This window comes from Acidimicrobiia bacterium, assembly GCA_040289475.1.
Taxonomy (GTDB): Bacteria; Actinomycetota; Acidimicrobiia; order ATN3; family PSLF01; genus PSLF01.
In genome coordinates this window covers 1-25,526 of the sequence record PSLF01000016.1, presented here as the reverse complement: position 1 = coordinate 25,526, position 25,526 = coordinate 1, and the positions used below count along the sequence as shown (strand labels likewise).

The window sequence follows — 25,526 nt, the reverse complement described above, 5'->3', positions numbered from 1 at the left end:
TCCTATCGCAAGAACACAACGAGCATGATTCCCAAGAGTGCAGAAGCAACGATCACTACGGCTGCGTACTGCTGTACTTTTCCTGTCTGAATGTGCCGCAGAACCCCACCTGTCTCTGCCGTTTCCTCAGCTGCTGCATTCACCACAGAGTCCACGACGTTCTGGTCGAACCAGTAAGCCAGGCGCGCTAACCCTCTAGCAGTGAGAATGCCCGCTGAATTGACGACGGCATCTATAACGTTTTGGTTAATCCAGTAAGCCGCTCTGGAGAGCGAGTACTGTATAGGTCGAACAATAACTTTTATGTACAACTCGTCAATGTAGTAGCGATTCAGTAAAAATCTGTGTAGTCCTCTTAAAATGGTGCTTCGTTCTACGGCTCCGCGTGGGCCAAGTTTCCAGTGATAAATAAGTAAGCCAATTAGAATACCTCCTGCTGCGGCGGCCACAGACATCGAGAGAGCAACCGGGTCGAATGCTGCTACTTCTCCATGTCCTTCAAAGGTAATCCAGGTCCCGAACCCTTTTACACCCCAGAAGTTGAGATAACCTACTGAGATGGATAGGACCGCTAGGGTGATAAGGGGGAGTGTCATTACACGGGGAGACTCGTGGGGGTGTCCGTGTCCTCTGTACTCGCTAAAAAACGTAAGGTAGACGCAGCGAGTCATATAAAGGGCAGTCAAGCCTGCTGTTAGCAGTCCGACTCCAAAAACCAGGTAATACTGGTTTTTCAAGGCGCCATGTAGAATTTCGTCCTTTGAGAAAAATCCGGCCAGACCAGGCACACCGGCTAGGGCAGCAGACCCGATGAGAAACGTGTAGAACGTCTGAGGCATATACTTTCGCAATCCACCCATATCAGACATATTGTTCGAGTGCACAGCGTGTATTACCGATCCAGCTCCGAGGAAAAGAAGCGCCTTGAACATTGCATGAGTGAAAAGGTGAAACACCGCGCCAGTCCAGGCTCCTACCCCTAGCGCCGCGATCATGTAGCCGAGCTGGCTCACTGTGGAGTAGGCGAGGACTCGCTTTATGTCATCTTGAACGAGGGCCAACAAAGCTGCCATGAGCATGGTGATTGTCCCAATGATGGCGACGATGTTCAGAGGGCCTGCCTCTCCTATGTGGAAGGCGCGCTCAAAGACACCAAAGGTTCGAGCTACTAAATACACTCCCGCTACGACCATAGTGGCTGCGTGAATAAGCGCTGAGACTGGAGTCGGGCCTGCCATTGCGTCCGGCAACCACACATGGAGAGGGAACTGGGCAGATTTACCGACCGCTCCACAGAACAGAAGCGCAGCTCCAACAGTCAAAGCGCCTCTTGCAATGGCACCGGATGATGCAGCCTCGTTTAGCTTCGCGATGTCGAAGGATCCCAAGGCCGAAAAGAGCACCACAATTCCGAAGATCATCCCCACGTCGCCCACGCGGGTCGTTATAAATGCCTTGATAGCAGCGTTTGAGTTCTCCTTTTTCTCCCAATAATGGCCGATCAAAAGGTAAGAGCACAGACCCACAAGCTCCCAGCCAACTAGTAGCTGCAAAAGATTGTCTGCGGTCACAAGAATGAGCATTGAGCCTGTGAATAAGGAGAGTGTTGCAAAGTAGAAGGTGTACCGGGGCTCTCCTTTCATGTATCCGAGGGAGTAAACATGTACAAGGAATGAAATAAGAGTCACCACCAAGAGCATCATCGACGCGAGTCCATCTATGTGAAGGCCAAACTCTATTTCAAACCGTCCTAGCTGCATTGCATTGATTCGTTGATTGTAAGGAGGCGTACCCAAAGCATTTTGCACGAAGATGACTACTGACAGTAGAAGATCAAACCCTACCGCTATGATCCCGTAAATTGCACCGTCCATGGGCGATCGCTTCCCAAAAAAAAGGGTGAGAAGCCAAGAAATAAATGGGACAACAACTATGATCCAGGCGAGCTTGAAGAGCCCGACATCTGCAAGTTGTGTCGCTGCCTCAGCGGCGATAATCATCTATATGACATCCCTTCAGGCATTACTTTTCCTACCACTTGAGAGCATCCGCTTCATCAATGTTTATGTTTGCCTTGGCTCTGTACAAAGCTATGACCAGTGCAATTCCAATACCAACCTCAGCTGCTGCGATGGCTATTATGAAAAGCACAAAGGTTTGGGCAGTGACAGCGCCCGAGCCAGTGAGTTGTGATCCAAAAGTAATGAAATTGATGGCTACTGCGTTGAGCATGAGCTCAATACTCATTAATACCAAAACAGCGTTCCTGCGAACCAATACACCATAGATTCCTATCGAAAATAGAGCTGTGGAAACAGCGAGAAGCGCAAAAACCTTCACGGCTTCTCAGTCCTTTCTGGCTACTGCGAGGGCACCAATTAAAGCGGCAAGCAAAACCATCGAAACAGCTTCGAAAGGAACGACCCAGGTCGTCATAAGGTCAGATCCGACTTGTGCGATTCCGGCTCCCTGCTGCACCGGAGTAAACAACTGGGACCTTCCAAAGGCTGCTCCGATGGTATATAACATCACGCCTCCAAATATGGCAGCTGCGAGTATGCCATATAGGACCATCTTGTTATTTGTAAGGAACTGAGATTTTCCGATGGGCGCATGGGTCAACATAATTCCAAACAAGAACAAGACTACTATGGCACCCACGTATACGAGGACTTGGACCCATGCAATAAATTCGGCCGCGAGAATGACGTATAAGACAGCAGTAGATCCAAGGGTCAGTACAAGGTACAAGGCGGCGTGTACTACGTTTCGTACAGTTACTACGCCAATAGCGCTCCACAACATCACCGCAGCGACGGCGATAAAAGTAGTAACGAGGAAGGGGTTGGTACCATTCATCGTTGGGACGCCCCTTCCTCCAACGCCGGTGGCTCAGGGACAGTCTCCATCCACTGTCCAAGCTTCTCTTTGTCATGCAGCAGGTTAGCTATCGAAGTTTCCGCGTACTCATACTCCGGGCTCCAAAACAGGGCATCGAAGGGACACACCTCCACGCATATTCCACAGTACATGCAGAGGGCATAATCGATATCGAAACGATCGAGTAAGTTGATGGTACGAGGTCGACCCCCTGGCCTCCTCGGGGGAGCTTTTACTTTGTGTCCTTCTATGTATATGCACCAGTCAGGACATGATCTTGCACATAGCATGCATACAGTGCAGTTTTCTTCCTTGAGAGCTATAACGCCCCGAGCCCGGGGGTGGGGCGCCTCTTTTTCGTGCGGATACTGAACCGTGACGGAGCGCGACAACATGGTTCTCAGCGTCACGGCCATTCCTTTAGCAAGTCCTACGATTGGTGCAGACATGTTGGTGTCTCTCCAGACTTCTCAGGCTGGCTCAGCGTGCCGCTACTAAAGCAACGCCGGTACCGACCAAAAAAATGTTCAAAAGAGAGAGCGGGATTAAGTATTTCCAGGCTAGCTGCTGGAGCTGATCCTCTCTCAGGCGCGGAAAGGTCGATCTAATCCACATCATGATGAATGCAACGATTCCCGTCTTGACGAACAGTGCAATGGGACCTATAAAAGTCGCCATTTGCGGGGGGACGCCGGGAACCCAGTATCCACCGAGGTAGATTGTGGCTGCAATTGCGGAGAGCGCGAACATTCCTGCGTACTCGGCTAGAAAGAAGAAGAGAAACCGAAACCCTGTGTACTCGGTATAGGGCCCCGTGACCAACTCGCTCTCGGCTATAGGCATGTCAAAGGGGGTGCGGCTGAGCTCGGCCACCGATGCCGTCACGAAAATGACGAACCCCAAGAACTGGGGGACTACGTAGGGTACCGGAAGGCCAGCAATTTTGAACGCAGCTTGCGCATTGACGATGTCCACCAAAGACAAGCTTTGGGCCTGAATTGCAACGGCGACGGCCGAAAGGACGAGGGGAAGTTCATAGGCGATAAGCTGGGCCGCCGCTCTTAGCGCTCCAATTAGTGAGTACTTGTTGTTAGATGCCCACCCTGCCATCAACACGCCAAGCACGCCCAGCGCACCAACTGCCAGCGCATAAAACAAGCCGATACTCAAGTTTTCTATCCAGAGTCGTCGATCTGGGCCGAACGGGATGACTACCAAAAGAAGAAAGGTACTCACCAAGACCACGGCTGGTGCAATTTTGAAGACACGCTTATCTGCTGCTTCAGGTACGACATCCTCTTTCTGTAAAAACTTGAGCCCGTCAGCGATTAGCTGTGCCCACCCGTGAAACCGCCCGGCTTCCATGGGACCCAAGCGAGACTGCATGTGAGCCATTACTTTAAGCTCGGTGTAGCCCAGCACGAGCCCAGCTCCTGGCACTATGACCATAATGGCCAGCAGTTTTACGACAATCTCTATGAGAAACTGCAAGCTCATCAAGTATCCCCTAGCGATCTACATCGCCTAGTACAAAGTCCAAGCTTCCGAGGATGGCAATTATGTCGGCTACGTAGACGCCTTTGAGCAAGTACGGAAGACACGAAATATTGGAAAAAGAAGCCGATCTGATTTTTAGTCGATAGGGCCGGGTTCCGCCTCTGGATACTAAGTAGTACCCCATCTCGCCGCGAGGGTTCTCTGCTCGAACGTAGACTTCGCCCTCCGGAATTTTTATGACCCTAGGCACTTTCGCCATGATCGGGCCAGATGGCATCGAGTCGAGGCACTGGTCCACGATGTAGGTACTTTCAACGAGCTCTTTCAGCCTTACGACCGTGCGAGCGTAGGCGTCCCCCTCGTTTTGAGTAATGACATTGAATTCAAGCTCGTCATAGACCAAGTAAGGCTCGCTGCGCCGAATATCCTCGGCTATCCCAGATGCTCGAAGGTTGGGCCCCGATACACCGAGTTCGCAGGCAAGAGTGGCGGGTAGGACCCCAACCCCTTTGGTCCGCTCAGCAAAAATATCGTTGCCCAGTAGAAGGTCTTCCAGATCCGATGCCACTTTTCGAACTGACTCCATAGCTTCGGCGGTTGCCTTCTTGAAGCCGGCAGGTAGGTCTTCTTTCAGTCCACCGACTCGGTTGTAGTTGGGGTGAAATCTCCCACCGGTAACGGACTCGATCAGGTCCAAGACCCGCTCTCGCTCTCTGAAGCTGTGAAACATCGGAGTGATGGCCCCGACCTCCAGCGGATAGGCCCCGAAGAATACAAGGTGGCTTGCGATACGTTGCATTTCCGCTAGCAGCGTTCGGATGTACTGGGCCCTAGGAGGAGCATCGATTCCGAGAAGCGTCTCGGCGGCGAGTACCAACGGGATTTCGTTGGCGAAGCCAGAGACCCAGTCGATGCGGTTTACCAGCGTTGTGATCTGTGGATACGTACGTACTTCTGCAAGTTTTTCGTATCCGCGATGCATGTAGCCCAAGACAGGCTCGCATGACTCAACTTTCTCGCCATCCAAGGTGACGACGAGGCGCAGAACACCATGCGTAGCGGGATGCTGCGGACCGATGTTCAAAGTCATTTCGCCTGCTCGGATGTCGATGCTCACCTTGGTGTCGGCTACGTGGGCCGCGACCCGAGCTTGTTGCGCCAAGTCTCCAGTGAGGCTCTCGGTACTCACTCTTCGTTTTTCCCTCTGGCGACAGCATCAAGCTGGGGTTCCAATTCGGGTGGAATTTCTTCGACATCGACGAGACCAGGCCACGGTTTTACAACCCGTGCACCCAACAAATATGACTTGCGAAGAGGATGGCCTTCGAACTCCTCGGGCAAATACAGCTTTGCTAGGTTCGGATGTCCCTCGAAGACAATCCCGAACATCTCGTGACACTCTCGCTCATGCCAGTCAGCACCCTTTATCGCTGGCACGAGAGAGGGAATCGTAGGGTTTTCTTTGTCTACGGCAGTTTTGAGAGTTATGCCGAATCCGCGTTGGGGAGCAGATAAGTGGCAACACACCTCGAACAACTCGCCTGCAGGTTGGTAGTACGAAACAATTCCTCGACTGTCGGGTTGCGGAGCGACTAGCCCTTTCTCGTGGCTTGACTCGCCGCCTGACTTGGTTGCCGAATCTGACGTGTCTTCTCGTGAGGGGGCCACTGTAGAGGGAGACGTCGAATTCTCGGACCCAACCGCGCCTTCGGATGCGCTGTTGTCTACTCCTTGAGGATTACTCATTCCGGAAGAATCGGAGCTATCATCTTCGACACTACTTTCTGTTGCCGGCTCGGCCTCCGCGTCAGCAAGTTCTACTTGAGTCCAGTCGATCGCTGACAGCCATGAAAAGAAAGTGCATCCCAACGCAGGGTCTTCTCGAACGAAGCGAACTGCATCCAACCAAGCATCTTTGTGCACCCGGCAAACTACCCTATCGTTATCAATGAACGCGTACTCCAACGCGTCCCCCAGCCCACGGCGTAAGTGGGCCACTATCTCCTCTGGTGAGGGCTTAGGTGCGTGAACCGGCTGGCCGGCGACCACGTGGACCCTCCGTCCAACGGACCTTTGGATCTTCCGAGCGAATTTTTTTCTGAAGCTCTACGATGCCTTGGAGCAGCGCCTCCGGTCTTGGTGGACAGCCAGGAACATAGACGTCTACTGGAATGATCTGGTCGACGCCTTTGGTGACGGAGTACGAATCCCAGTAAGGTCCTCCACAGTTGGAACACGATCCCATTGAGATGACGTACTTGGGATCGGGCATTTGCTCGTATACACGACGGATAGCGGGTGCCATCTTGTCGGTTACAGTGCCAGCTACTACCATCAGGTCGCTTTGACGGGGAGATGCCGGGAACGGAATCACTCCGAAACGCATCAAGTCGTACCTGGGTGAGGCCGCCGCGATCATCTCTATTGCGCAGCATGCTAGACCAAACTGAAAAAGCCACAAGGAGTAGCTGCGCGACCAGTTGAGCAGCCAGGAGAGCGGCTTAGGCGCTCCAAACCTGTCGATTAACCCCACGACAGGACCCCCTTGCGATACGCGTAAAGAAGAGCAGCTGCGAGAATTCCCACGAAAATTACCATCTCTACTAGTGCAAATACGCCTAGCTGTCTCAGCACAATGGCCCAGGGGAAAATAAATACAGCCTCTACATCGAAGACAACGAACAATAACGCGTACAAGTAGTACCGCACGTGCGCTTGGTTCCAGTCTTCACCTACCGGATCTACTCCACATTCATAGGTGAGAAGTTTCTCCCTTGTGGGATTGGAAGGCCGTAGAAGCCAAGCCAGGCCCAGCATGAGGCCGAACATACCGACGGCGGCTGCCGCGACGGCGGCTACTGTGATGTACTGCTGGTAAAAGTCTTCCATAGCTCTATACGTCCGATACTCGAGGCGCTTTGGTGAACTATGTAGCAAGAGCCGGCAAAAAGCCAGTGCCAAAGGCGGAGTATAGCTACTCGTAACGTTTCAAAGCCATATGTGCGATAGGCGACGTGAAAACCAACTCTCGAGAGGGACTTGTGCGATTTCTCGAGAACCGATGCCTGCTCCAACTTGGCGGGTAGGTCGTACGAGAGTGCTCGATTTTGTCGCTATCCTAGTTGGGGGTGAGTGCTGCTTGGCCGTCTATTTATATCGCCCAAAGCGCTCACGCCATATCTCAAACACAAGATGTCTTCTAGCATCGGAAAGAGCGACTCATTGGTGGGGTTCTTTTGGGAAAAAAGCGCGGCTTGACTGCATTTGTTCTCTCAGGAGGTGGCGTCTTCGGCGCCTTGCAGGTGGGCATGATACGGGCACTGTATGAGAGAGAGATCTACCCCGATCTTGTCGTGGGATGTTCCGTTGGCGCCCTCAATGGCGCAGTTCTTTGCCAATGGCCGGGACCGCAGGGCCTCGGTAGGTTGATTAGAACGTGGGGCGGAAGTACTGATGCCCACATTTTTTCTGGCAACCGACTTGTCCGTCTACTCCTAGGGTTGCGCCAGGACCATCTCTATGCGCGGGATGGCCTAGAGAAGCTAATCGACTCTAACCTCGTGTTCGAGCGTATTGAGGACTTGCCAGTTCGCCTAAAGGTAGTCGCCTGTGACCTAGACACCGGAGAAGAGGTGGTCTTTTCCAGAGGCCCACTAAGACCAGCACTACTGGCCAGCACCGCACTGCCCGGAGCATTTCCTCCTGTCTATTACGAGGGCAGGAGGCTTATAGATGGCGGGGTCGTCGACAACGTCCCAATCTCAGTGGCTGACGAGAAAGGGGTGAGGCGCATTTTCGTATTGAATGTCTCTTCGGAGGTCGAAGCTGGTCGCATCAGATCGGCGTGGGACGTAATGTATCAAGCTTTCTCTATAGCTAAGAGCCAGCGCTGGCTCAGCGAGGTCAAGAAGTACTCTGAAGATCCTCGAGTGGTTGTTTTACCGAAACCCGATTACCCAGGCTTGGCGTTCGACGAGTTCACCAAGAGTGATGAGCTAATAGAGGAAGCGTACAGAATGTCCAAAGAGTACCTGGAGCGGGCCGCGGCGTGAGAAACGGATTCTTTCCTTAGGATTTGCCCTTAGGACTCTCGGAGGAAAGAAATTGGCAAAGGTAACTAAAGAAGCTAAAAACTCGGGGCAAGCCACGAAGGCAAATTCAAACCCTCGGTCGAGACAGCTTTCCAAGGCCGAGCGCAAGGCTCAAAAGCGGCTGCAACAGGAGCTAGAGAGGCGTCAGAAGGTTCGGAAAAATGCCATTACTGGCGCAGTGGTCGTTGCTCTGGTGATCTTAGGAGTCATCGTTATAGTTGCCATAAACAAGCCTCGAGGCGAGATTACGCTTCCTAACGACGGGGCTACCGAGAATTGCGATCCTATCAAGACTTTTCAGGTAGACGACCGGGAGCACGTACCCGAAGGCCAACCCATCTCGTATCCTCAAGATCCTCCCGCGGGTGGCAAGCACTGGGGAACTCCGCCTCCGCCAGACGATGGCTTCTATACCACGGAGATTCCAAAAGAGCTCACGACTCACAGTTTGGAGCATGGACAGATCGTGATTTGGTACAACGAGGGAGACCAAGAGGTTGCCGAGCGGCTCAAGGATGCGATTTCCGAGAAGAAGTCATTCATGGTGGCTGTTCCTCGTTCGGAGCCCCTGCCGGGTGGTGCCCGCATGGTGATCACCGCTTGGGGTCGGAGCCAGACTTGCCGAAACTTCGACCTGCAAGCGCTCCGTCAGTTCCAGGACGCTTTCAAGAACAAGGGACCCGAGAAAGTCAGGATGGGTTGAGGCTGCCCCGGGGTGCGGCTGACTCCCCGGCACAAAAGGTTTAAGCGTGGATGCGCTCTTTTGCCGTCTGCGAAGTGACCGCCCTGTTGCCGAGGCTCAGTCTAGATCCATTCCTTCAAAGACATCTCGAGCCGGCAGCTTGGGGTAGGCAGGACCAGCGCCTAGTTGAAAGTACTCCCATCCCAGGAAGGCCTCTAGTACACCTTTGGGGAGTTGCGATAAGAATGACGATCCTGCGACCTGCGATCGGTGAGCGAGAATCGCATCTCGCTTTGCATCTACAAAAGCCCTGACATCAAGGACGACGGCAATGCGGTCGTCTGGTACGCAAAATGCTCCTGCCGAGCCATCTTTTTGGGGAGGAGGCCCGTTCCACTTTTTGATAACAAACCTTTCTACCGGATTCCCCGGGCTCTCTGAACCAACGGCCGCTGTGACCACAGCATTGACTCGCTCGGGAAGAATGTTGTAGAGGAGGCGGGATCCTGGCGGAGCTACCTTGGCAAAGGCAGCAGTGGTAGCAGCGTGTACCGCAATGTGGTCCCGATGACCGGTAACCCCTGTTTCGTCAAAGGTGATTACTATCCGAGGACGGTAACGCAGCATTCTCTCTGCTACCGCTTGCTCTAAAGCAGCGAGGCAACTCTCGAGGACTCCGTCGGGAAAGCCTATAATCTCGAATCCTGCCAATCCCACAATCCGGGCGGCCTCTCCAAGCTCGGCTTCCCTTGTCGCTTTCCGTTGATGTTCTGGAGTGCGTTCGACGATTTCAGGCTGGAATCCAGCTTCGCCGTATGTTGCCGTGAGCAGGCGGGACTCTAGGCCTCGTAGGCCATAGTAAGAAAAGAGGCCCGCGCACGACCACGACTCGTCGTCTGGATGTGCATACACAGCGAGGATGTCTCCTCGCGTCACAATGCTTTGCCCGATCGTTTCATTTCCTCAGCCGGGACTCGTCTGGATTTGTCGTACCCCTTGCATAGGATTGAGCACGAGAACATGATGATAGCCCGCCTACCAACAAAGGAGCGCGTTGGTGATAAAGATTATTAAGTGCTCAGTAGGACCTAAGTCCCTCGAAGCGCTGGCATTGGTTATCGCGCAATGCAAGGATGATGACGCATTTCGTCCGGTCTTCGTCGTTGCTCCCTCCAGAGAAGCAGAGATTTCTATTCGTCGCGCGTTGGCAATCGGAACGCGGAGGGGGTTCGTCAACGTAATGTTCGGTACGTCGCTTCGCCTTGCCTCACACCTCGCTGGAATGGCCGGACTCACTGGATCGAGACGTACCCTCGATACCTCTACGAGCCGGTGGTTCGCTAGGAAAGCAGTCGACGAAGTATCGCGAGCGAGGCCATCAAGATTTAGCGGTTTTCTGGGAGTAGATCAGACCGAGATGCTCCGGTCCCCTCGAAGCATCGACGCGCTTGTGGAGAGCTTCAGGCGACTAGACGAGTATGCCGACAGAGAAGAACTTACAAATCTAGTGAGTGCCGCGGCGATCCATGGCATTCCCTATGACACCGTGATGGTGATCGAAGCATTTCTTGAGTACAAGCGAGCTTTAGCTGCTGAATATCTCTCTCCGGCTGACTTATTTGTCTCCGCCCAAAAGGCCCTCGAGGATAAGGCAGTGACAGATATACCTGTGCCTATCTGGTACTTACCAATGGGTCTCAGCTACAGAGAAGAAAGACTTATCGCCTCGCTTTCTAGAGTTTCTCCTCAGTATGTGATAGCTGGCACGACGGGGGATCCTGACGCAGATAGCTACTTGGAGACGGTGCTCGATCGCATCGCAGGACTCGAGGCAATTTCCTGTGTCGAAAAATATGACTTCAGTACGAGTCCCCCTTCTGCTCCCCTGGTCGAAATTTGCACCTCCTTTGATGCCGAGGAGGAGATCAGGAGCTCAATCCGGATAGCACAGGGTTGGGTCAGGAAGGGAGTGGATCCCAGCAAGATAGCCATTGCCTACGCATCTATTTCACCGTACGAACAGATGCTGTTCGACTATTTGAAGGAGGCAGAAGTCGAGTTTTGGGCTTCTGAGCGAACCAAGCTTTCCGAGACAGTCGCGGGAGCTGTTCTCGAAAGGCTGCTTCTCGTCTTGGAATCAGGTTTTAGGCGGGATGCCGTGATTTCTCTTGCCGCTGCCGTGCCACCCAGCGCTCGGCGTTTCGAGTTCAACGGACAAAGCTTCGCGATAACACCCGAGTACTGGGATGCGCTCTCCAGAGAGAAAGGGATTGTTGCAGGTCCTGGTGTCTGGATGGAACGGTTGGAGAAGGATCGAGATTCTTCGGCCTCCAGAGCAAAATCAATAAACTCTGGCTCAAGAAGAGAAACAGCAATCGAGGCTGCCCACGCCTTCGTCGAGATGTTGTGTTCATCGGTTCCCGCAGCATTTCTCGAGACGAAAAGCTTCTCCCCGCCGCAGGAGCCGAACGATCCATCGCTCCCTTCGTGGTCAGAGGCGGTCGACGCCATCGCTCATTTGGTAACCAAACTTCTTGCTCCGGCGGCGGGCACGCGTGAAGGAGCAGCGCTTGTGCTGGGGAGGGATGTTGATGGCCTGACACCTGTGGTATCGGCATTGACATCGCTTTCGCGGCTCGATGCGGTAGGAGGCCAAGTCACGCTCGATGACTTTGTATCCGAAGTCAAAGAAGTGCTCGAGGAACCGTGGGATAGAGGAGAAAAGCCAAGAGGTCTGGGCGTCGGGCCCCTTCACAACCTCGCCGGGACTGCAATGAGCCATGTTGTAGTTGTGGGTGCGCAAGAGGGCGCACTTCCTGTACCCGAATCGGAAGATTCCTTGTTGCGCCCCGCAGCAGCGGTTCTGGGTCGGCCCGAGGTTTCCAGGCGAGGGCCGAGCCCGCAAGAGCAACGGCTTCGCCTGTATACGCTTCTGGCGAGTGCCCGCCGCAGAGTGCTTTGTTATCCGATAGTCGATTTGCGTCAGTCTCGCTTCGCACATGCTTCATGGTGGGTCCTCGATATGGCCAATGCCCGTGCAAAGGTCAGTGAGGAAGGAGAATCTGTTACCGAAAATAAGCGAGAGCCCCGCCTTCTTCGAAATGAGGACTTAAACTCTGGCAAATGTGGTGACTGGCATCTGTACGTTCCTTCGCTTGAGGCGGGGATAAAACAGCTGGGAGCGGCCGAAGCGCAAGAAGCCAACCTATTGGAGATCTTGGAAGAGTTGGAAGATGGGGTGCCCATTGCCCGCTGCAGCCTTTTCTCTTCCGAGCCATCTCTCGCAAGGCGCGCTCTCCGACACGAGGCTCTCGAGTCTCGGGATGTGAACGAGTGGTGGGGCATTGTCGCTGTAAATGGCGGAGTGCCGAACACCGATGTAGTACGCCCAACGTCTCTTGAGCACTGGGCTGTCTGTCCGTACAGGTTTTTCCTCGGCCAGGTGCTCTCAGTCTCCTCCCTGGACAGACCCGAAGACATCTCCGAAGTGCAAGGCAAAGACTTGGGAAGTGCTATCCACGAGGTCCTGCATAGATTGTTTGCTTCAGACGAAAAGAGTCCCCAAGGGTTAGATGAGAGACTTACTAGCCTTGGCGAGATTATCGACGAAGTTTTCGAGGAATACTTTTCGGATGCGGCACCCGGGGGAGGCTTTTTTTCGCTCGAAAGGATCAAACCTCAACTGCTCCGTGCCCTTGAAAACGCTGTTGCTGTACAGGAGTGCCTCGAGATGAACTTCGGCCAGCGACCCTGGAAGTTTGAGTACGCCTTTGACGAGAAAATCGTGGTGGGTCGTGACGGGCACGAAGTTCATGTGAGGGGACGAGCAGACCGAATCGACCGCGTAGGGCACGGCGAAGAGCTGGTAGTCGTCGACTTCAAGTCCACTCGGTCCGCCTCTAATAAACATAATTTGTACGGCAAGGTTCTTCACAAGGTTACCGAAGCGTCGGATGCCTTAGAACCCGAGGAGGTCGAAGACGTTGAGGGGGTGAAAATCAATGATCTGCTTGCTGGCGGTAAATTCCTCCAGATTCCCCTATACATGTTGTGTTCGGCACGTCTCGAAGATTGTCAACCAAAACGCATGCGGGGCATGATTTGGCAGATTGACTTGTCCTCGGCGGCGAACACCGTATACGCCGGAAGTGTTGATGTCTCCGATCTCGAGGCAGTCAAGTACTTTCTAGCGGAGATGGTGGACTGCATCCGTTTCGGGCTGTTCGTTCCGAATCCTGGTCCCGAAAGTTACCGTTCCCCCGGTGAAAACTGCGATTCCTGCGACTTCAACCGTGTCTGTACTCAAGACCGGGCACGCATCGCCAAGAGGAAAGAGAACGATCCAGTATTTGTCAGGTACACCCAGCTCACAACTGTACCGGAGCAAGACAAATGACGCAGCCGCCGGACCACGACATACGGCTAGAGATCGCCGAGAGCTTAGAGCGTAGCTACGTTGTTATGGCTGGGGCTGGGACCGGCAAGACTCAGCTGGTGGTCGATCGGATCACTACCGGTTTGATAGAGGAAAGAATCGAGCCCGAAAATTTGGTCGCCATCACCTTCACCGAAGCGGCCGCCTTTGAACTAAAAGAACGGCTCCGAGAGAATCTTCTGAAAGCAGCCGAAGCCAGCGCGACAAGCAACGCTGCCAAACGCCGTCGATTAGAGAGCGTACTGGCTCGGCTGGATTCTGCGAAGATTTCAACGATCCATAGTTTTGCACAGTCTATTCTAACCGAGTTTCCGCTCCAAGCTGGCGTGCCAGTCGCCTTTCGCGTACAAGACCCCGCTATTTATCTGGCGGGAGCTTTGGAGAGGTGGAAAGAGTATCTTACTCAAGTGCTGACAACTGAGAGTGGGCGAGTGCTCCATGCGATCCTCTTGGGTCTCGGCTACGATCCTTTCTATAAATCGTCGTCTCTTGTTCGCCAGTTGCTACGGAGCTGGGCCCTCCTTTTACTTCCCAAGCAACTTGGCTCTTCTAGGGGCGACGGTGATCCCCGAGAATGGCAAGCAGATGCACTCTGGAAGTTCAGTGAGGGACGTCTAGCCCCAGTTCTCGATGAAATCAAGCGGATTTTGAACACAGCAATCGATGCAGTCGCCGCTCTAGAGCACGACGATATCCAATTGCTACTTCCAACAACCGCGCAACCGGCTGCACTTGCCTGTATTCGCATCAGTGAGCGACTGCGGCACGGATTGGCTGAAGAGCCATCTGAGGATTTGCTGTACAGGCTGATAGCTGACGCGCGAGCGCTCAGCAAATTGACAAAAAAACTGAAGAACAGCGTGGGGACATCGAGGTGTACCGGAGCGCAAGCTACTGCTGTAGCGGATATCGCCGAGTGCGTAGATAAGGCGGTCAGACAAGTCGGCCAGCGCTGTGCGCAGTCATTTCTCGGAATCCTGGCCCGCTTTGCAGCAGAGGAAGCGCGTAGCAGGAGGGCTACTGGTGAGCTTACCTACGACGACCTTCTGGCGATATCTCTTGAGCTTGTGGAAACCCGCCCCGACATTAGACAACGGCTCCCCAGCCGATACTCTTACTTTCTTGTCGATGAGTTCCAGGACACCGACTCTTTGCAGGTATTACTCATTTTTTCGCTCATGGGGCTGTGTTCCGGCGTAATGACAGGTGGGAGTCGGACCAGTGACGAGTGCGTTCTATCCCACCAGCATATGCCCGATCCTCCTGACGGGCGGCTCGTTGTGGTGGGCGATATAAAGCAATCGATCTATGCGTTTAGGGGCGCCGAGCCAGCGGTGCTGAAGCGGATCTCCGATAGGTGGTCAAGCTACGTCCGCCAGCTCCAAGCGAACTTTAGGTGTCATCCCGAGATCGTGGGGTTCGTAAACGAAGTCTTTGCAACTGCTTTCTCTGGAAAGATGAACCCTCAGCAATACACGGGATCAGAAGGCCAACCCGATAAGAGTGACAATGACGGTCAACACGGCGGACTCAGTCCCGCAGGCGTTGAGAACCTTGTGAAGTTCGTCCCGCTTCTAGCAGCGAGAACTGTGGCAAAGGAAGTGGAGCAGTCCACAGACACTCTTTTGGAGCCAGTGACCGCTCCCCGAGTGATAGTAATCGGCGGCCCTAGATTTGGCTCTGCAGAACACGTGAGAGACGAAGAGATGTCTCATGTCGCCTCGCTTATTCTGGAGGCGACAGGGGCTGACGGGCAAGGGGGCTGGCGTGTAGAGAGGATTGCTTCGGATGGTCGTGGTTTTGTGGATCACCCAAGATTTAGCGACATAGCTGTCTTGATTAGGGGCAGGACCTGGCTGGCAGCTCTCGAGAGGAGTTTCGAGGAATACGAGATCCCGTACCGTCTGGAGACAGGAGAGCTGCTGTACTCGACACAGGAAGCACATGACATCTCGACTATTCTTGCGTGCATAGAGGATCCGTTCGACGCGGTTTCAGTCGTGGCAGCGCTCAAGTCCTCGATCTTCGCTTGCAGCGACCAAGATTTACTGGAGTACTACGTAGCTTGCGGTAATACGGACCGTTGCTGGCAGTACACATCTGGGCTAGAACCCTCAAGAACTTCTACGGGATCTGACAATGACGGTCACGCTAGTCGAAAGCCAACAGGTAAAGCGTATGTAGCCGCGTGCATGGATATGATCAGGTCCCTTCACGAAGAGTCCCGATACACCCCGCTGCCCCGACTTCTAGAGCGGATTCTTAGGGCGCAACGGATTTTGGAAGGAGCGCTCCTCGATAAGGCTTATAGGGAGCGCTGGCGACGCTACCGGCTACTTATAGACGACGCCCGTAGGTTTTTCGAAGAAGGCGGCCGGTCGATCCGGGAGTATCTGCGTTGGATGGAGATCATGCGGGAAGAAGGAAGTGAGGTAGGAAAGAATGTCTTCGCAGGACCCGACGAGAATGCTGTCCGAGTGCTTACTATTCATGGGGCCAAGGGCCTTGAATTTCCGATCGTTTTTGCCATTGGTACGGCGATAAAGACTTCTGGCGTCCCGCCCCAGCACGTTCTCGTTGGTGGCGACAACTTTGTCGAGCTGAGGCTTGGCGCAAAAGATCTTGGCATAGAGACCGAAGGCTTTTCCTCGCTGCAAATAGCAAAGCAGGATCAAACTGCTCAAGAGGAGGTCCGCCTCGCTTATGTTGCCTTTACTCGAGCGCGTGACTATCTGGTGGTGAGCCGTTATGCAAAGGGCTACAAGAAAAACAAAAAGCCATCAAGCTTCTCTGTCGATCGAGCCATCGCTGAACTGCTCCCACGAATAGAAGAAAGCGAAGTTGCGAAGGGAGACCCAGTCTACGAAGAACGTTCTTGGGGCCGTCTACGGTGGGAACCAACGTTTACTCCGACAAAAGCGGACCGCGCCGACAGGGATCGTGTTTCTCTGGCTGTTGCGTCATCTATGAAGTATGAGAATCGTCCTAGACACAGCAGTTCCGAGGAGCCCCCCCTCGATGTGGTAGATGGAGATTCCACCTCACATGATCGACGTCGAGCAACACCTCTCGCATTGCAAATTCTCCCCAGGGTCCAAGGAGGTCTTGCCCTGCGACCCCCTATTTTCTCCGCTACCGAGGTGGCTCAGCTCTTGGCGCCCTATGATTTTGGAAGCTCCAGTCGAACACGTTCAGGAACTCGGGGACATGTTGACCCGTTGGCCGTTGGAAGGGCGGTCCACGAGGCGCTTGCTAGACTCGATCTGACCGCTGATTTGGCGGCTCCCGAAAGAGCGATTTTGTCTGCCGTTTCTGAGACCCTCTTTACTCTTGGCTCCCAAGCTCCTCCCCAGTCATTGGTTATTGATCTGGTCACAAAGGCTTTGCAACTCCGCACACCCAAGGAGGCAGCGTTTTGCCGGCATTTCAAGGAAGTCTACGTCTGTTCTCCGATCGATGAAGCCGTGGCAATAGAGGGATATGCCGACTTAGTGCTCGAAAGAGACGACGGACTCGTCGTTGCCGACTACAAGACTGACTCGCTCCAATCTGCCAGAGATCGAGAAACGCTCGTTTTGCACTACAGCTATCAGGTCTCGGCATATGCGCTTGCCCTATGGCGCGCTACTGGGCGCCCTGTCGTCAGATGCTCTCTTTTGTTCTTGGGAGACAACGACCCATCCGAGATTGACATTGACAATGTAAATGAGCGAATGAAGGAGATTGGGGGTAAAGCAATCGAGCTTTTAGATGAGCGGAATCGGATCCTAAAGGAGTTGCAGTCTGCGGCTCCTCTGTCTAGAGGATGAAGGCTACGCAGAAGAAGGCAAAGGATCTATTAGTGCGCCTGGATTAAGGATGCCAGAGGGGTCCAGAGCTGCTTTGGCAGCCCGAAGCGCCTCTCGATACAGGAGCGGCGACTGGATCTCGTACCAGCGTCTGTGGTCGCGCCCGACGGCGTGATGGTGCGAAATTGTTCCTCCAAATGAGAGGATTGCCTCGGAGGCCGCCTCTTTTATCTCTTTCCACTGAGACAGGCGTGACATTGGGTCCACGTGTCCGGTAGCAACCACTGTGTAGTAGGGGGCTGGGCCATCTGGGTAGACATGAGTAAATCGACAAGCGATCCATCCATCCCCGCAGACCTCATCGATTGTAGCCTGCACCGCCGCCATAATTGCCTCGTGCATCTGCCAGAAGCTCTGCCAGGTGACAGCTGTTTCGAATGTTTCCGTAACAAATCCAGCGCGGACGAGCGCGTCTCGGCCGTAGGGCGCTCGTAAAAAGGCTGTCCTCCAGCTGCCTGCGGCCCCACCAGTAGCTGCGGACGACTCGTCGCCGGGACGTTGGATGCGGACGGCTTCGTGCGGACACTTGCCTCCGTGTTCTTTTGCGATCTCGATAGCGCGGTGCAAGAGTCCTTCCACTGGATGATCAGCGGACTCGAACGCGAGCACGAGAATCGATACTTTTCCGTCACCGCCCCCAAGAAGTGCTTCAAGTGGATCTAAAAGCCGGCAGTTCGAGGGATACAAACCCGACTGAGAGATCACACGGACTGCCTCCACCCCCTGACCGAAGTCGTTGAATCGTACGTCTGCCGCAGCTCTGAACGTCGGGCGCCTTTGCAGTCGCATCCACGCTTTTGTGACTATCCCCAGTGTTCCCTCAGACCCGATGAACATGCGGTCTGGGCTAGGCCCGGCTCCGGATCCGGGTAGCCTTCGGGTTACTACGAGTCCACGAGGTGTGAGTACTTCGAGGGCCTCTACGAATTCGTCGATGTGAGTGTAAAGGGTGGCGTAGTGTCCTCCCGATCGAGTCGCGATCCACCCTCCTAGGGTGGAAAACTCAAAAGACTGGGGGAAGTGTCGGAGGGTGAGTCCATGAGGTCTTAGCCGATCCTCGATATCCGGTCCCAGCGACCCAGCTCGTATGCAGGCCGCACGTGATTTGTGGTCGATCTCATCGACCCCGGAAAGCAGTCGCAAGTCGATCGAGACAGTGCCAGCGTAATCTTCCGATACAAGAGGCTCAACTCCGCCGACTACCGATGAGCCTCCCCCATATGGGATCGCCGCAACACGGGCTTGCGAACACCACTCGAGGATTGCAAAGAGGTCTTTTTCATACGCATCTTTACGTGGTATGGCGACGTAATCGGGGGCGTGCTCAAAGTTGCCTACTAGTGCCCTCAGTACATCCCTGAAGGACTTCCCGTATGTGTGAGACGCTCGCTGGTATAAATCGGCGGTGAAGAGGTGGGCAAGATTTTCGGGTGGGGATATTCTAGGCGGACGTAGCCGTATATCCTCGAGTCTAGGGATCGGGAGGATGGCTGGCTTCTCGCCACCGCTTCGTTTTTGCATCCGCGCGTAGGCAGCCGCGGCAATGTTTCCCGCTTGATCGTCGTTGAGCGCAAAATCCTCCCACCCCCATCCCCAAAAGCTCTTCCGTTTCGCAGACTTCATGTTTTTGTATGCGGCATGCCAGGATCCATTTTGGAGTATTTAGGCAGTTGGAAATGGTTCGGGACTGACTGTCGGAGTCAAGCCGCGATGCGAACACGAGCGCACCGCGCGACGCGACTAACTAGTTGGCATACATCCTAACTTTCCCTGGCTTCTGTGTCCGAAGCAACAATAGGTTCAGTCGGATTCGCCTTTTGAGATAGGACCATTCTGGGATAGTCGCTGATCGGAGGAGCGCATGGACTTTTATTTTGACCCCGAGATTCGAGAGCTAAAGAACCGTGTTCGCGCGTTCGTGGAGGAGTCGGTCATTCCAGCTGAAACTGAAGTGTTAGAGGCAGCGCTACGAGGCGTGGAGGAGGAGGAAAATACGACGGCTCGAATTGTTGATCGATTGCGAGCAGAAGCCAAAAAAAGAGGTCTGTACCTTCCTCATATGCCGAAAGAGTACGGCGGCCAAGGTATGGGATTTATCGGAATGTGCGCCCTTTTCGAGGAGGCAGGGCGGAGTCCCATTGGGCCACTCGCCCTCCACTGTGCTGCACCAGACGAGGGAAACATGCACCTCCTTCTTCACTGGGGGACTGAAGACCAGAAGCAACGCTACCTTCTTCCGTTGGTCGAGGGACGAGTGAGATCTTGCTTTGCGATGACCGAGCCTGCGCCGGGAGCGGGCGCCGATCCGACAATGATGCAAACGATAGCGGTGCAAGACGGCGACGATTGGGTAATTCAAGGGAGGAAGTGGTTTACCACGGGAGCTTATGGAGCGTCGTTTGCGATTGTTGCTGCCGTGACCGATCCAAGTGCTCCACCGCATGACCGCACTAGTCTGTTTTTAGTCGACTCAGACAACCCTGGCTTTGTAGTCAAGCGCAAGATTCCTGTGGTGGGCTCGGTAGGTCAGGGGGGCCACTGCGAAGTCGACCTCGAGGAGTGCCGCGTTCCCCGAGCTGCAATGTTGGGCGAGCGAGGCAAGGGATTTGCCCTCATGCAGTTCAGACTCGGCCCGGCACGGCTCACACACTGCATGAGGTGGATCGGCGCAGCGCAACGTTGCTACGAGATTGCCGCACGGAGGGCAGTAGAACGCGAAGCATTCGGCCATCCCATTGGTGATTTTCAGGCCGTGCAGTGGATGCTCGCAGACTCCTGGATTGATTTGCACGCAGCCCGACTTATGACCATCCATGCTGCGTGGCGATTGTCACAGGGGGATCAGGCTCGAAGGGAGACCTCTATGTGCAAGGTGTACGTCGCTGAGGCAGTTGGAAGGGTGATCGATAGAGCAGTTCAAATTCTCGGAGGTTTAGGGATAACAAGGTATACACCGGTTGGAGCGTTCTACGCCGACGTGCGTGCGTTTCGAATTTACGACGGACCTTCAGAGGTTCACAGAATGTCGATTGCCCGGTCGTTGCTAGAGGAGGCACGGGCTACTCGCAGCATAGCTGGAGGCACGCGTTAGACGGGGTGAAGACGCTTAGTGGCCTGTCGCCCGAACGCTCCAAGACTTTCTCGCTCCCAACTTTTCCTTTTATTCTCTGTGACGCTTGCAGGTGTATCCGGACCGACTCTGGTTCCACCTTCGATTCCCTCTATGTCGGAATCGTTGGGAGTATCACCTACTTCCGGCGCCCTGATTCTCTCGATCTACACGCTTCCCGGAGTCATAGCGGCGCCGGTAATCGGCTATCTGGCGGATCGTTATGGACGCAAAGCGGTTATGACGCCAGCACTCGTCCTGCATGGGTTGGCCGGTGGGGCTTGCATGTTTGCCCCGGACTTCAAGATCCTCCTTATGCTCAGGCTTTTGCAGGGAATTGGCTCAGCAGGCTTGGTAAATCTCGTCGTGGTAACGCTTGGAGACCTACTCGAAGGCATAACGCGAACCCGCTATATCGGGTACAACGCTGCCGTGCTCACCGTTGGAACGACAAGCTTTCCGACTCTGGGTGGGATGTTGGCATCGAGAAACTGGCGACATGCATATCTTCCGTACTGGGGTGTTCTGGGGGTGGCTCTAGGTATCGCAGTACTTCTCCCTAACACGAAAGGATCCATTCGATCCTCGCCGACAGTCCAGAGGAACGGGTCGCTTATGGGTGAATCTAGGAAACGAGAGTCCTTCCCGAAGGGTTTTATTGCAAACGTTGCCGAGGTTCTCTCATTGCCGGCCCTTAGGCGGCTCATGCTTCGCGGCTTCGTGCTTTTCCTTTTAATATTCGGCGGGATTATGGCGGCAGTCCCAGTAATGCTCAAGGAGCGTTTCCATGCTAGCGCTCTCACGATAGGCGCTTTCCTAACAGCAGGCTCTGTGCTCTCCATGATCATGTCGAGTAATGGAGGGCGCCTTCAGCAGAGGGTGGGGTTCGTAAACATCCTACTTATGGGCTTCTTAGCGTACTCGGCTGGAATGTTGGGCTTGGCGATAGCATCGGAGGCGGGTAGCAGACTTTTAGCTCTTGCGGCAATCGCAATGTGCGGAGCTGGAGAAGGAATGTCCATTGTTGCCTTGCAAGCCCGGGCAACGGAGGTGGCACCCCCTGGACTGAGAGGAACGTCAGTGGCGATGTTCGTTTCATCGGCTAGGCTCGGCCAGACAACGGGGCCAGTTGTGGCCAAGGTTGGTCTTGACAGACTTGGCTTTATAAGTTGTTTTTTTGCTTTTGCAGGAATCGCGGCGCTGATGAGTCTCGAACAGGCCAGGGTCATTACTCGCATAAAAAGTAGTGATATTGAGCAGACTCAGACTGCAAAGTCTGTGCGAAACCAGGGAGAAGTACAGTCTGGAGAAACGTAGAACCTGCTGCCGGGCCCCTTACTCGGTCATGGCATCGTGGAGCCAATCTGCAATTCGTAGCGGCGACGATTCAGATTTCATAGCAATCGGAGATTTCAATGTTTAAGAGATATCAAAAGGAGCCAATGTCAGACGAGGAGACCATAAGGCAATTGTTTGAGACGCTAGCAATTGCCAAGACTGAAGAGATGAATTTCGAACAACAGCGTGCCGCCCTGGAGGCGGCAGACTCTCTCTTCGGATCTGGCGCACCAGCTCCATGCCACGAGGAAGTCATAAAGGTCCGGGCACACACTGCCGTGGTGCGAATCCCCCGAAATGCGCAGCGAGGGAGGGTGCTCGTTTACTTTCACGGTGGAGGTTTTTGTATTGGGTCATCCAAGTCGGAACGCGGTCTGAGTCTGCGACTGTCCGACGCATTGCGGGCTCCAGTGGTAGTTTCCGATTACAGACTTGCCCCGCAGCACCCCTATCCGGCTGCGCACGACGACGCTGTAGATGCTGTTAAGTGGTGTCTAACTGCGGATGCTGAGAGACTGCTTGGCCCAGTGACGTCAATCGTCGTAGGCGGTACCTCCGCTGGAGCTAATCTTGCTATATCTGCTGTCGTCCATTTGAAAGACTCAAGCGACATTGTTTTCGAGCGAGTACGGGCTGCATTTGGCATAACTGGGTGGTACGATTTGACTAACAGTTCCCCGTCTCAGCAACAAATAGCAGGCGAGGACCCCATACTCAACCCTTCCCTTACAGAGGCATTTGCATCAGCGTATGTTAGAGACGAGCCAAGAGGCCATCCCAGGTTAAGCCCACTTTATGCCGATTTAGCAGGCCTTCCTCCTGTTCGCCTGGATGCTGCAGAAATCGATACCTTAAGAGACGACTCGGTTCGGCTCGCAGAAAAACTTGATGTGGCTGGTGTAAATACGGAACTTGTAGAGTGGAAGCGAATGCCACATATGTTTCCTTATTTCGAGCCGATGCTTAAAGAAGCTAAGGATTTTATTTATTCGGAGTTACCTATGTGGCTGTCGGAGGCCGCTCGGTGGAACTGAAGTGTTCTGTGCCGAATGCAGACTATGTTGTGCAGCACGTTCGTCAAGCAAAAGATGACCCTAGTATCGTCGAGAACAAACATGCCGTGATTTTTAAAAGCAAACAAAAGAGCAGGAGCTCATTATTAGTATCTCTTCAAAATCGCAATTACCGCTTATTTCTTATAGGCCAGACAATTTCATTTACGGGAACCTGGATGCAGCTTGTCGCTCAAGCTTGGCTTATTTTGGATATCACGCATTCTGGTACTGCAGTGGGTGGTATTTTTGCTTTGCAATTTGTTCCAATGATGCTGCTAGCACCATACGCAGGAGTTGTAGCTGATCGAACGGACAAGCGAAGGCTATTAATGAAAGTACAGCTGCTTGCAATATTTGCAGCCACAATGATGGGAATCATTGCATCTGTTGGCAAGGCGAGTTTGGCTAATGTGTACGCGCTAGTATTTGTACTTGGACTGGCTCAGTCGTTTGATAATCCCGTGCGGCAGAGCTTCATTACTGAGATGGTGGGGGTAGAAAAGGCCACCAATGCCGTTAGTCTTAACACGGTGATGATCAACACCACCCGGGTTCTAGGGCCCGCTCTAGCTGGTTTTCTTCTTGCAAGGTCGGGTGCTTCAATATGTTTTTTCTTCAATGCTGTGTCATACGTGGCTGCGTTTGTTGCTTACCTTAGGATGCGTCCATCCGAGCTAGAGCGTGTTGAACCGGTGGGGCAAAAGAGAGGCCAGTTGCGTGAAGGGGTCCGTTATGTCGTATCAGTTCCAGATTTGTGGATACCCCTAGCAATGATCGGAGTTGTAGGTACACTGGCGTTCAATTTTCAAGTCATTATACCCCTTCTTGTGCGCGATGAATTTGGGAGAGGACCGGGTTCGTTTGGCGGGCTAATTGCCATGTCAGGTATTGGATCTTTGGCAGGTGGACTGTTGGTAGCATCTATATCAAGACCTAAAAGGCAACATCTCATTGCCTCATCTATAGTGCTTGGCGTGGTTTTAGGGGTTTTTTCGATTGCCCCGGGATTCAGGGCGGCGACGATCGTTGCGCTTTTGGTAGGTGCTGGCGCGGCAGCGTTTTTGGCCGTTTCGAACTCGATGCTTCAAGTCACCGCGGCACCTGAGATGCGAGGGAGAGTGCTGGCACTGTTTTCTGTTGCTTTTTTGGGGTCGACGCCATTAGGTGGACCGTTAATAGGTTGGATATCGGAACACTTTGGTCCAAAAGCTGGTCTTATGACTGGTGCTATTGGAGCAGCTTCCGCAGGATTGTGCGCCCTTGTCGCGTACCACTTTACTGCCAGTGATAACAACTTTCAGCTTGAGGATACACGTGCTCCCCTCAGTTAAACAAAAGAAAGCATTATCGACGGCATGTTTCTTCGAGTTTCTGCTGAGCCAAATGTAGGCCCTATTGTGAAGAAATAGGCGGAAACTTATCTTCACATCGAGCCTCAGCACGCGCGTTAACCGGCCAAGTCTTGCGCTGAGATTGCTTTCGTGTAAAATGGCCTGATTGGGCTAGATCACCCAAGGACTTTGGAGCTCGATTAAGGGAAAAGCTGGGCTTGGCCCCTCCTTTTTTCTAGGTCCTGACTCCTGAGGGCGGAATAGCTCAAGGCGTAAGGCCGGAAAAAGGAGGACACAATGACCGGGCGGCGCTTTTCTCTAACTCCTACTAAAAGAGCTCGACTCGTCTTCTTTGCCACAGCAGCGGCTCTCTTGCTCTTTCCGCTCTCAACCCAGAGGATCCAGAGCGCACAGGCAGCGACCCTAGAGACACAGATATCTGTAGGGTCTGGCCCTGTAGGAGTCGCCACCAACCCCCAGACCAACAGGGTCTATGTGGCAAATTCAAGCTCCAACAACGTCTCTGTCATAGATGGCTCTTCCAATGCCGTAATAGCTACGGTTGCTGTAGGGACCAACCCTTACGGAGTCGCCACCAACCCCCAGACCAACAGGGTCTATGTGACAAATCTCAACTCCGACAAGGTCTCTGTCATAGATGGCTCTTCCAATACCGTAATAACTACGGTTGGTGTAGGGTCTAGCCCCCGAGGAGTCGCCACCAACCCCCAGACCAACAGGGTCTATGTGGCAAATTACAGCTCCAACAACGTCTCTGTCATAGATGGCTCTTCCAATACCGTAATAGCTACGGTTGCTGTAGGGACCAGCCCTTACGGAGTCGCCACCAACCCCCAGACCAACAGGGTCTATGTGGCAAATTACGGCTCCAACAACGTCTCTGTCATAGATGGCTCTTCCAATACCGTAATAGCTACGGTTGGTGTAGGGTCTGGCCCTGTAGGAGTCGCCACCAACCCCCAGACCAACAGGGTCTATGTGACAAATTTCAGCTCCGACAACGTCTCTGTCATAGATGGCTCTTCCAATACCGTAATAGCTACGGTTGCTGTAGGGTCTCGCCCCCAAGGAGTCGCCACCAACCCCCAGACCAACAGGGTCTATGTGACAAATCTCAACTCCAACAACGTCTCTGTTGTTGTAGACCACACACTAGACGAGTTTGCGGACAAGTTCGGCAACCCGGATCTTGTAGGGGTGTGCACGGAGGGATCTTTGCGCCCTGGCTTCCAGCTTTAC

At 53.7% G+C, this 25,526-nt stretch carries 20 protein-coding genes; 9 read left to right on the top strand and 11 right to left on the bottom strand.

Annotated elements, in window-relative coordinates:
• Window positions 1-2: 2 nt before the first annotated feature.
• The 9 genes from C4318_08210 to C4318_08170 form a co-directional block, all read right to left on the bottom strand.
• Entirely contained in the window at window positions 3-2,000 is a 1,998-nt protein-coding gene (locus C4318_08210; protein MER3455119.1) for an NADH-quinone oxidoreductase subunit L, read from the bottom strand.
• A gap of 31 nt (window positions 2,001-2,031) precedes the next feature.
• Complete coding sequence (locus C4318_08205; GenBank protein ID MER3455118.1) at window positions 2,032-2,340, bottom strand: NADH-quinone oxidoreductase subunit NuoK; 309 nt, start codon at window positions 2,338-2,340, stop codon at window positions 2,032-2,034.
• Window positions 2,341-2,346: 6 nt separating this feature from the next.
• Window positions 2,347-2,859, bottom strand: coding sequence for a proton-conducting membrane transporter (locus C4318_08200; GenBank protein MER3455117.1), 513 nt, complete (start codon window positions 2,857-2,859; stop codon window positions 2,347-2,349).
• On the bottom strand, window positions 2,856-3,329 hold the full coding sequence (locus tag C4318_08195) for an NADH-quinone oxidoreductase subunit I (protein ID MER3455116.1): 474 nt from the start codon (window positions 3,327-3,329) through the stop codon (window positions 2,856-2,858). Before C4318_08195 ends, C4318_08200 begins: the two co-directional genes overlap by 4 nt.
• Window positions 3,330-3,360: 31 nt before the next feature.
• Window positions 3,361-4,371, bottom strand: coding sequence for an NADH-quinone oxidoreductase subunit NuoH (locus tag C4318_08190; protein MER3455115.1), 1,011 nt, complete (start codon window positions 4,369-4,371; stop codon window positions 3,361-3,363).
• 16 nt (window positions 4,372-4,387) lie between these two features.
• Window positions 4,388-5,467 (bottom strand): NADH-quinone oxidoreductase subunit NuoD, encoded by a 1,080-nt coding sequence (locus C4318_08185; protein MER3455114.1) that lies wholly within the window; start codon window positions 5,465-5,467, stop codon window positions 4,388-4,390.
• 95 nt (window positions 5,468-5,562) lie between these two features.
• Window positions 5,563-6,123: a hypothetical protein gene (locus tag C4318_08180; protein ID MER3455113.1), complete on the bottom strand. Its 561-nt coding sequence runs from the start codon at window positions 6,121-6,123 to the stop codon at window positions 5,563-5,565.
• A 271-nt stretch (window positions 6,124-6,394) separates the two neighbouring features.
• Window positions 6,395-6,910: a hydroxyacid dehydrogenase gene (locus C4318_08175; GenBank protein ID MER3455112.1), complete on the bottom strand. Its 516-nt coding sequence runs from the start codon at window positions 6,908-6,910 to the stop codon at window positions 6,395-6,397.
• A complete protein-coding gene (locus C4318_08170; protein MER3455111.1) occupies window positions 6,901-7,266 on the bottom strand; it encodes an NADH-quinone oxidoreductase subunit A in 366 nt (121 codons plus the stop codon). Before C4318_08170 ends, C4318_08175 begins: the two co-directional genes overlap by 10 nt.
• Before the next feature lie 347 nt (window positions 7,267-7,613).
• Here C4318_08170 and C4318_08165 point away from each other — a divergent pair, with 347 nt between their 5' ends.
• Window positions 7,614-8,429 (top strand): patatin, encoded by an 816-nt coding sequence (locus C4318_08165; protein MER3455110.1) that lies wholly within the window; start codon window positions 7,614-7,616, stop codon window positions 8,427-8,429.
• Window positions 8,430-8,436: 7 nt separating this feature from the next.
• Window positions 8,437-9,171 carry a hypothetical protein gene (locus C4318_08160; GenBank protein ID MER3455109.1) on the top strand — a complete coding sequence of 245 codons (735 nt, stop codon included), beginning with the start codon at window positions 8,437-8,439 and terminating at the stop codon, window positions 9,169-9,171.
• 96 nt (window positions 9,172-9,267) lie between these two features.
• Here the strand turns inward: C4318_08160 and C4318_08155 are convergent, their stop codons facing one another.
• Entirely contained in the window at window positions 9,268-10,101 is an 834-nt protein-coding gene (locus tag C4318_08155) for a hypothetical protein (protein ID MER3455108.1), read from the bottom strand.
• 106 nt (window positions 10,102-10,207) lie between these two features.
• Between C4318_08155 and C4318_08150 the strand changes: the two genes are divergently transcribed.
• On the top strand, window positions 10,208-13,546 hold the full coding sequence (locus C4318_08150) for a hypothetical protein (GenBank protein ID MER3455107.1): 3,339 nt from the start codon (window positions 10,208-10,210) through the stop codon (window positions 13,544-13,546).
• A complete protein-coding gene (locus tag C4318_08145; GenBank protein MER3455106.1) occupies window positions 13,543-17,394 on the top strand; it encodes a hypothetical protein in 3,852 nt (1,283 codons plus the stop codon). The genes C4318_08150 and C4318_08145 overlap by 4 nt, the downstream gene beginning before the upstream one ends.
• Window positions 17,395-17,397: 3 nt before the next feature.
• Here C4318_08145 and C4318_08140 read toward each other — a convergent pair whose 3' ends face one another.
• Window positions 17,398-19,056 (bottom strand): FAD-binding oxidoreductase, encoded by a 1,659-nt coding sequence (locus C4318_08140; protein ID MER3455105.1) that lies wholly within the window; start codon window positions 19,054-19,056, stop codon window positions 17,398-17,400.
• Window positions 19,057-19,294: 238 nt separating this feature from the next.
• On the opposite strand from C4318_08140, the gene C4318_08135 reads away from it, so the two are divergent.
• The 5 genes from C4318_08135 to C4318_08115 form a co-directional block, all read left to right on the top strand.
• Window positions 19,295-20,524, top strand: coding sequence for an acyl-CoA dehydrogenase (locus C4318_08135; protein ID MER3455104.1), 1,230 nt, complete (start codon window positions 19,295-19,297; stop codon window positions 20,522-20,524).
• An 18-nt stretch (window positions 20,525-20,542) separates the two neighbouring features.
• Window positions 20,543-21,859 (top strand): hypothetical protein, encoded by a 1,317-nt coding sequence (locus C4318_08130; protein MER3455103.1) that lies wholly within the window; start codon window positions 20,543-20,545, stop codon window positions 21,857-21,859.
• Window positions 21,860-21,957: 98 nt separating this feature from the next.
• Window positions 21,958-22,914: an alpha/beta hydrolase gene (locus C4318_08125; GenBank protein ID MER3455102.1), complete on the top strand. Its 957-nt coding sequence runs from the start codon at window positions 21,958-21,960 to the stop codon at window positions 22,912-22,914.
• On the top strand, window positions 22,884-24,266 hold the full coding sequence (locus C4318_08120; protein ID MER3455101.1) for an MFS transporter: 1,383 nt from the start codon (window positions 22,884-22,886) through the stop codon (window positions 24,264-24,266). The genes C4318_08125 and C4318_08120 overlap by 31 nt, the downstream gene beginning before the upstream one ends.
• Window positions 24,267-24,563: 297 nt before the next feature.
• On the top strand, window positions 24,564-25,526 hold a 963-nt coding region (locus C4318_08115), incomplete at its 3' end, for a hypothetical protein (GenBank protein ID MER3455100.1).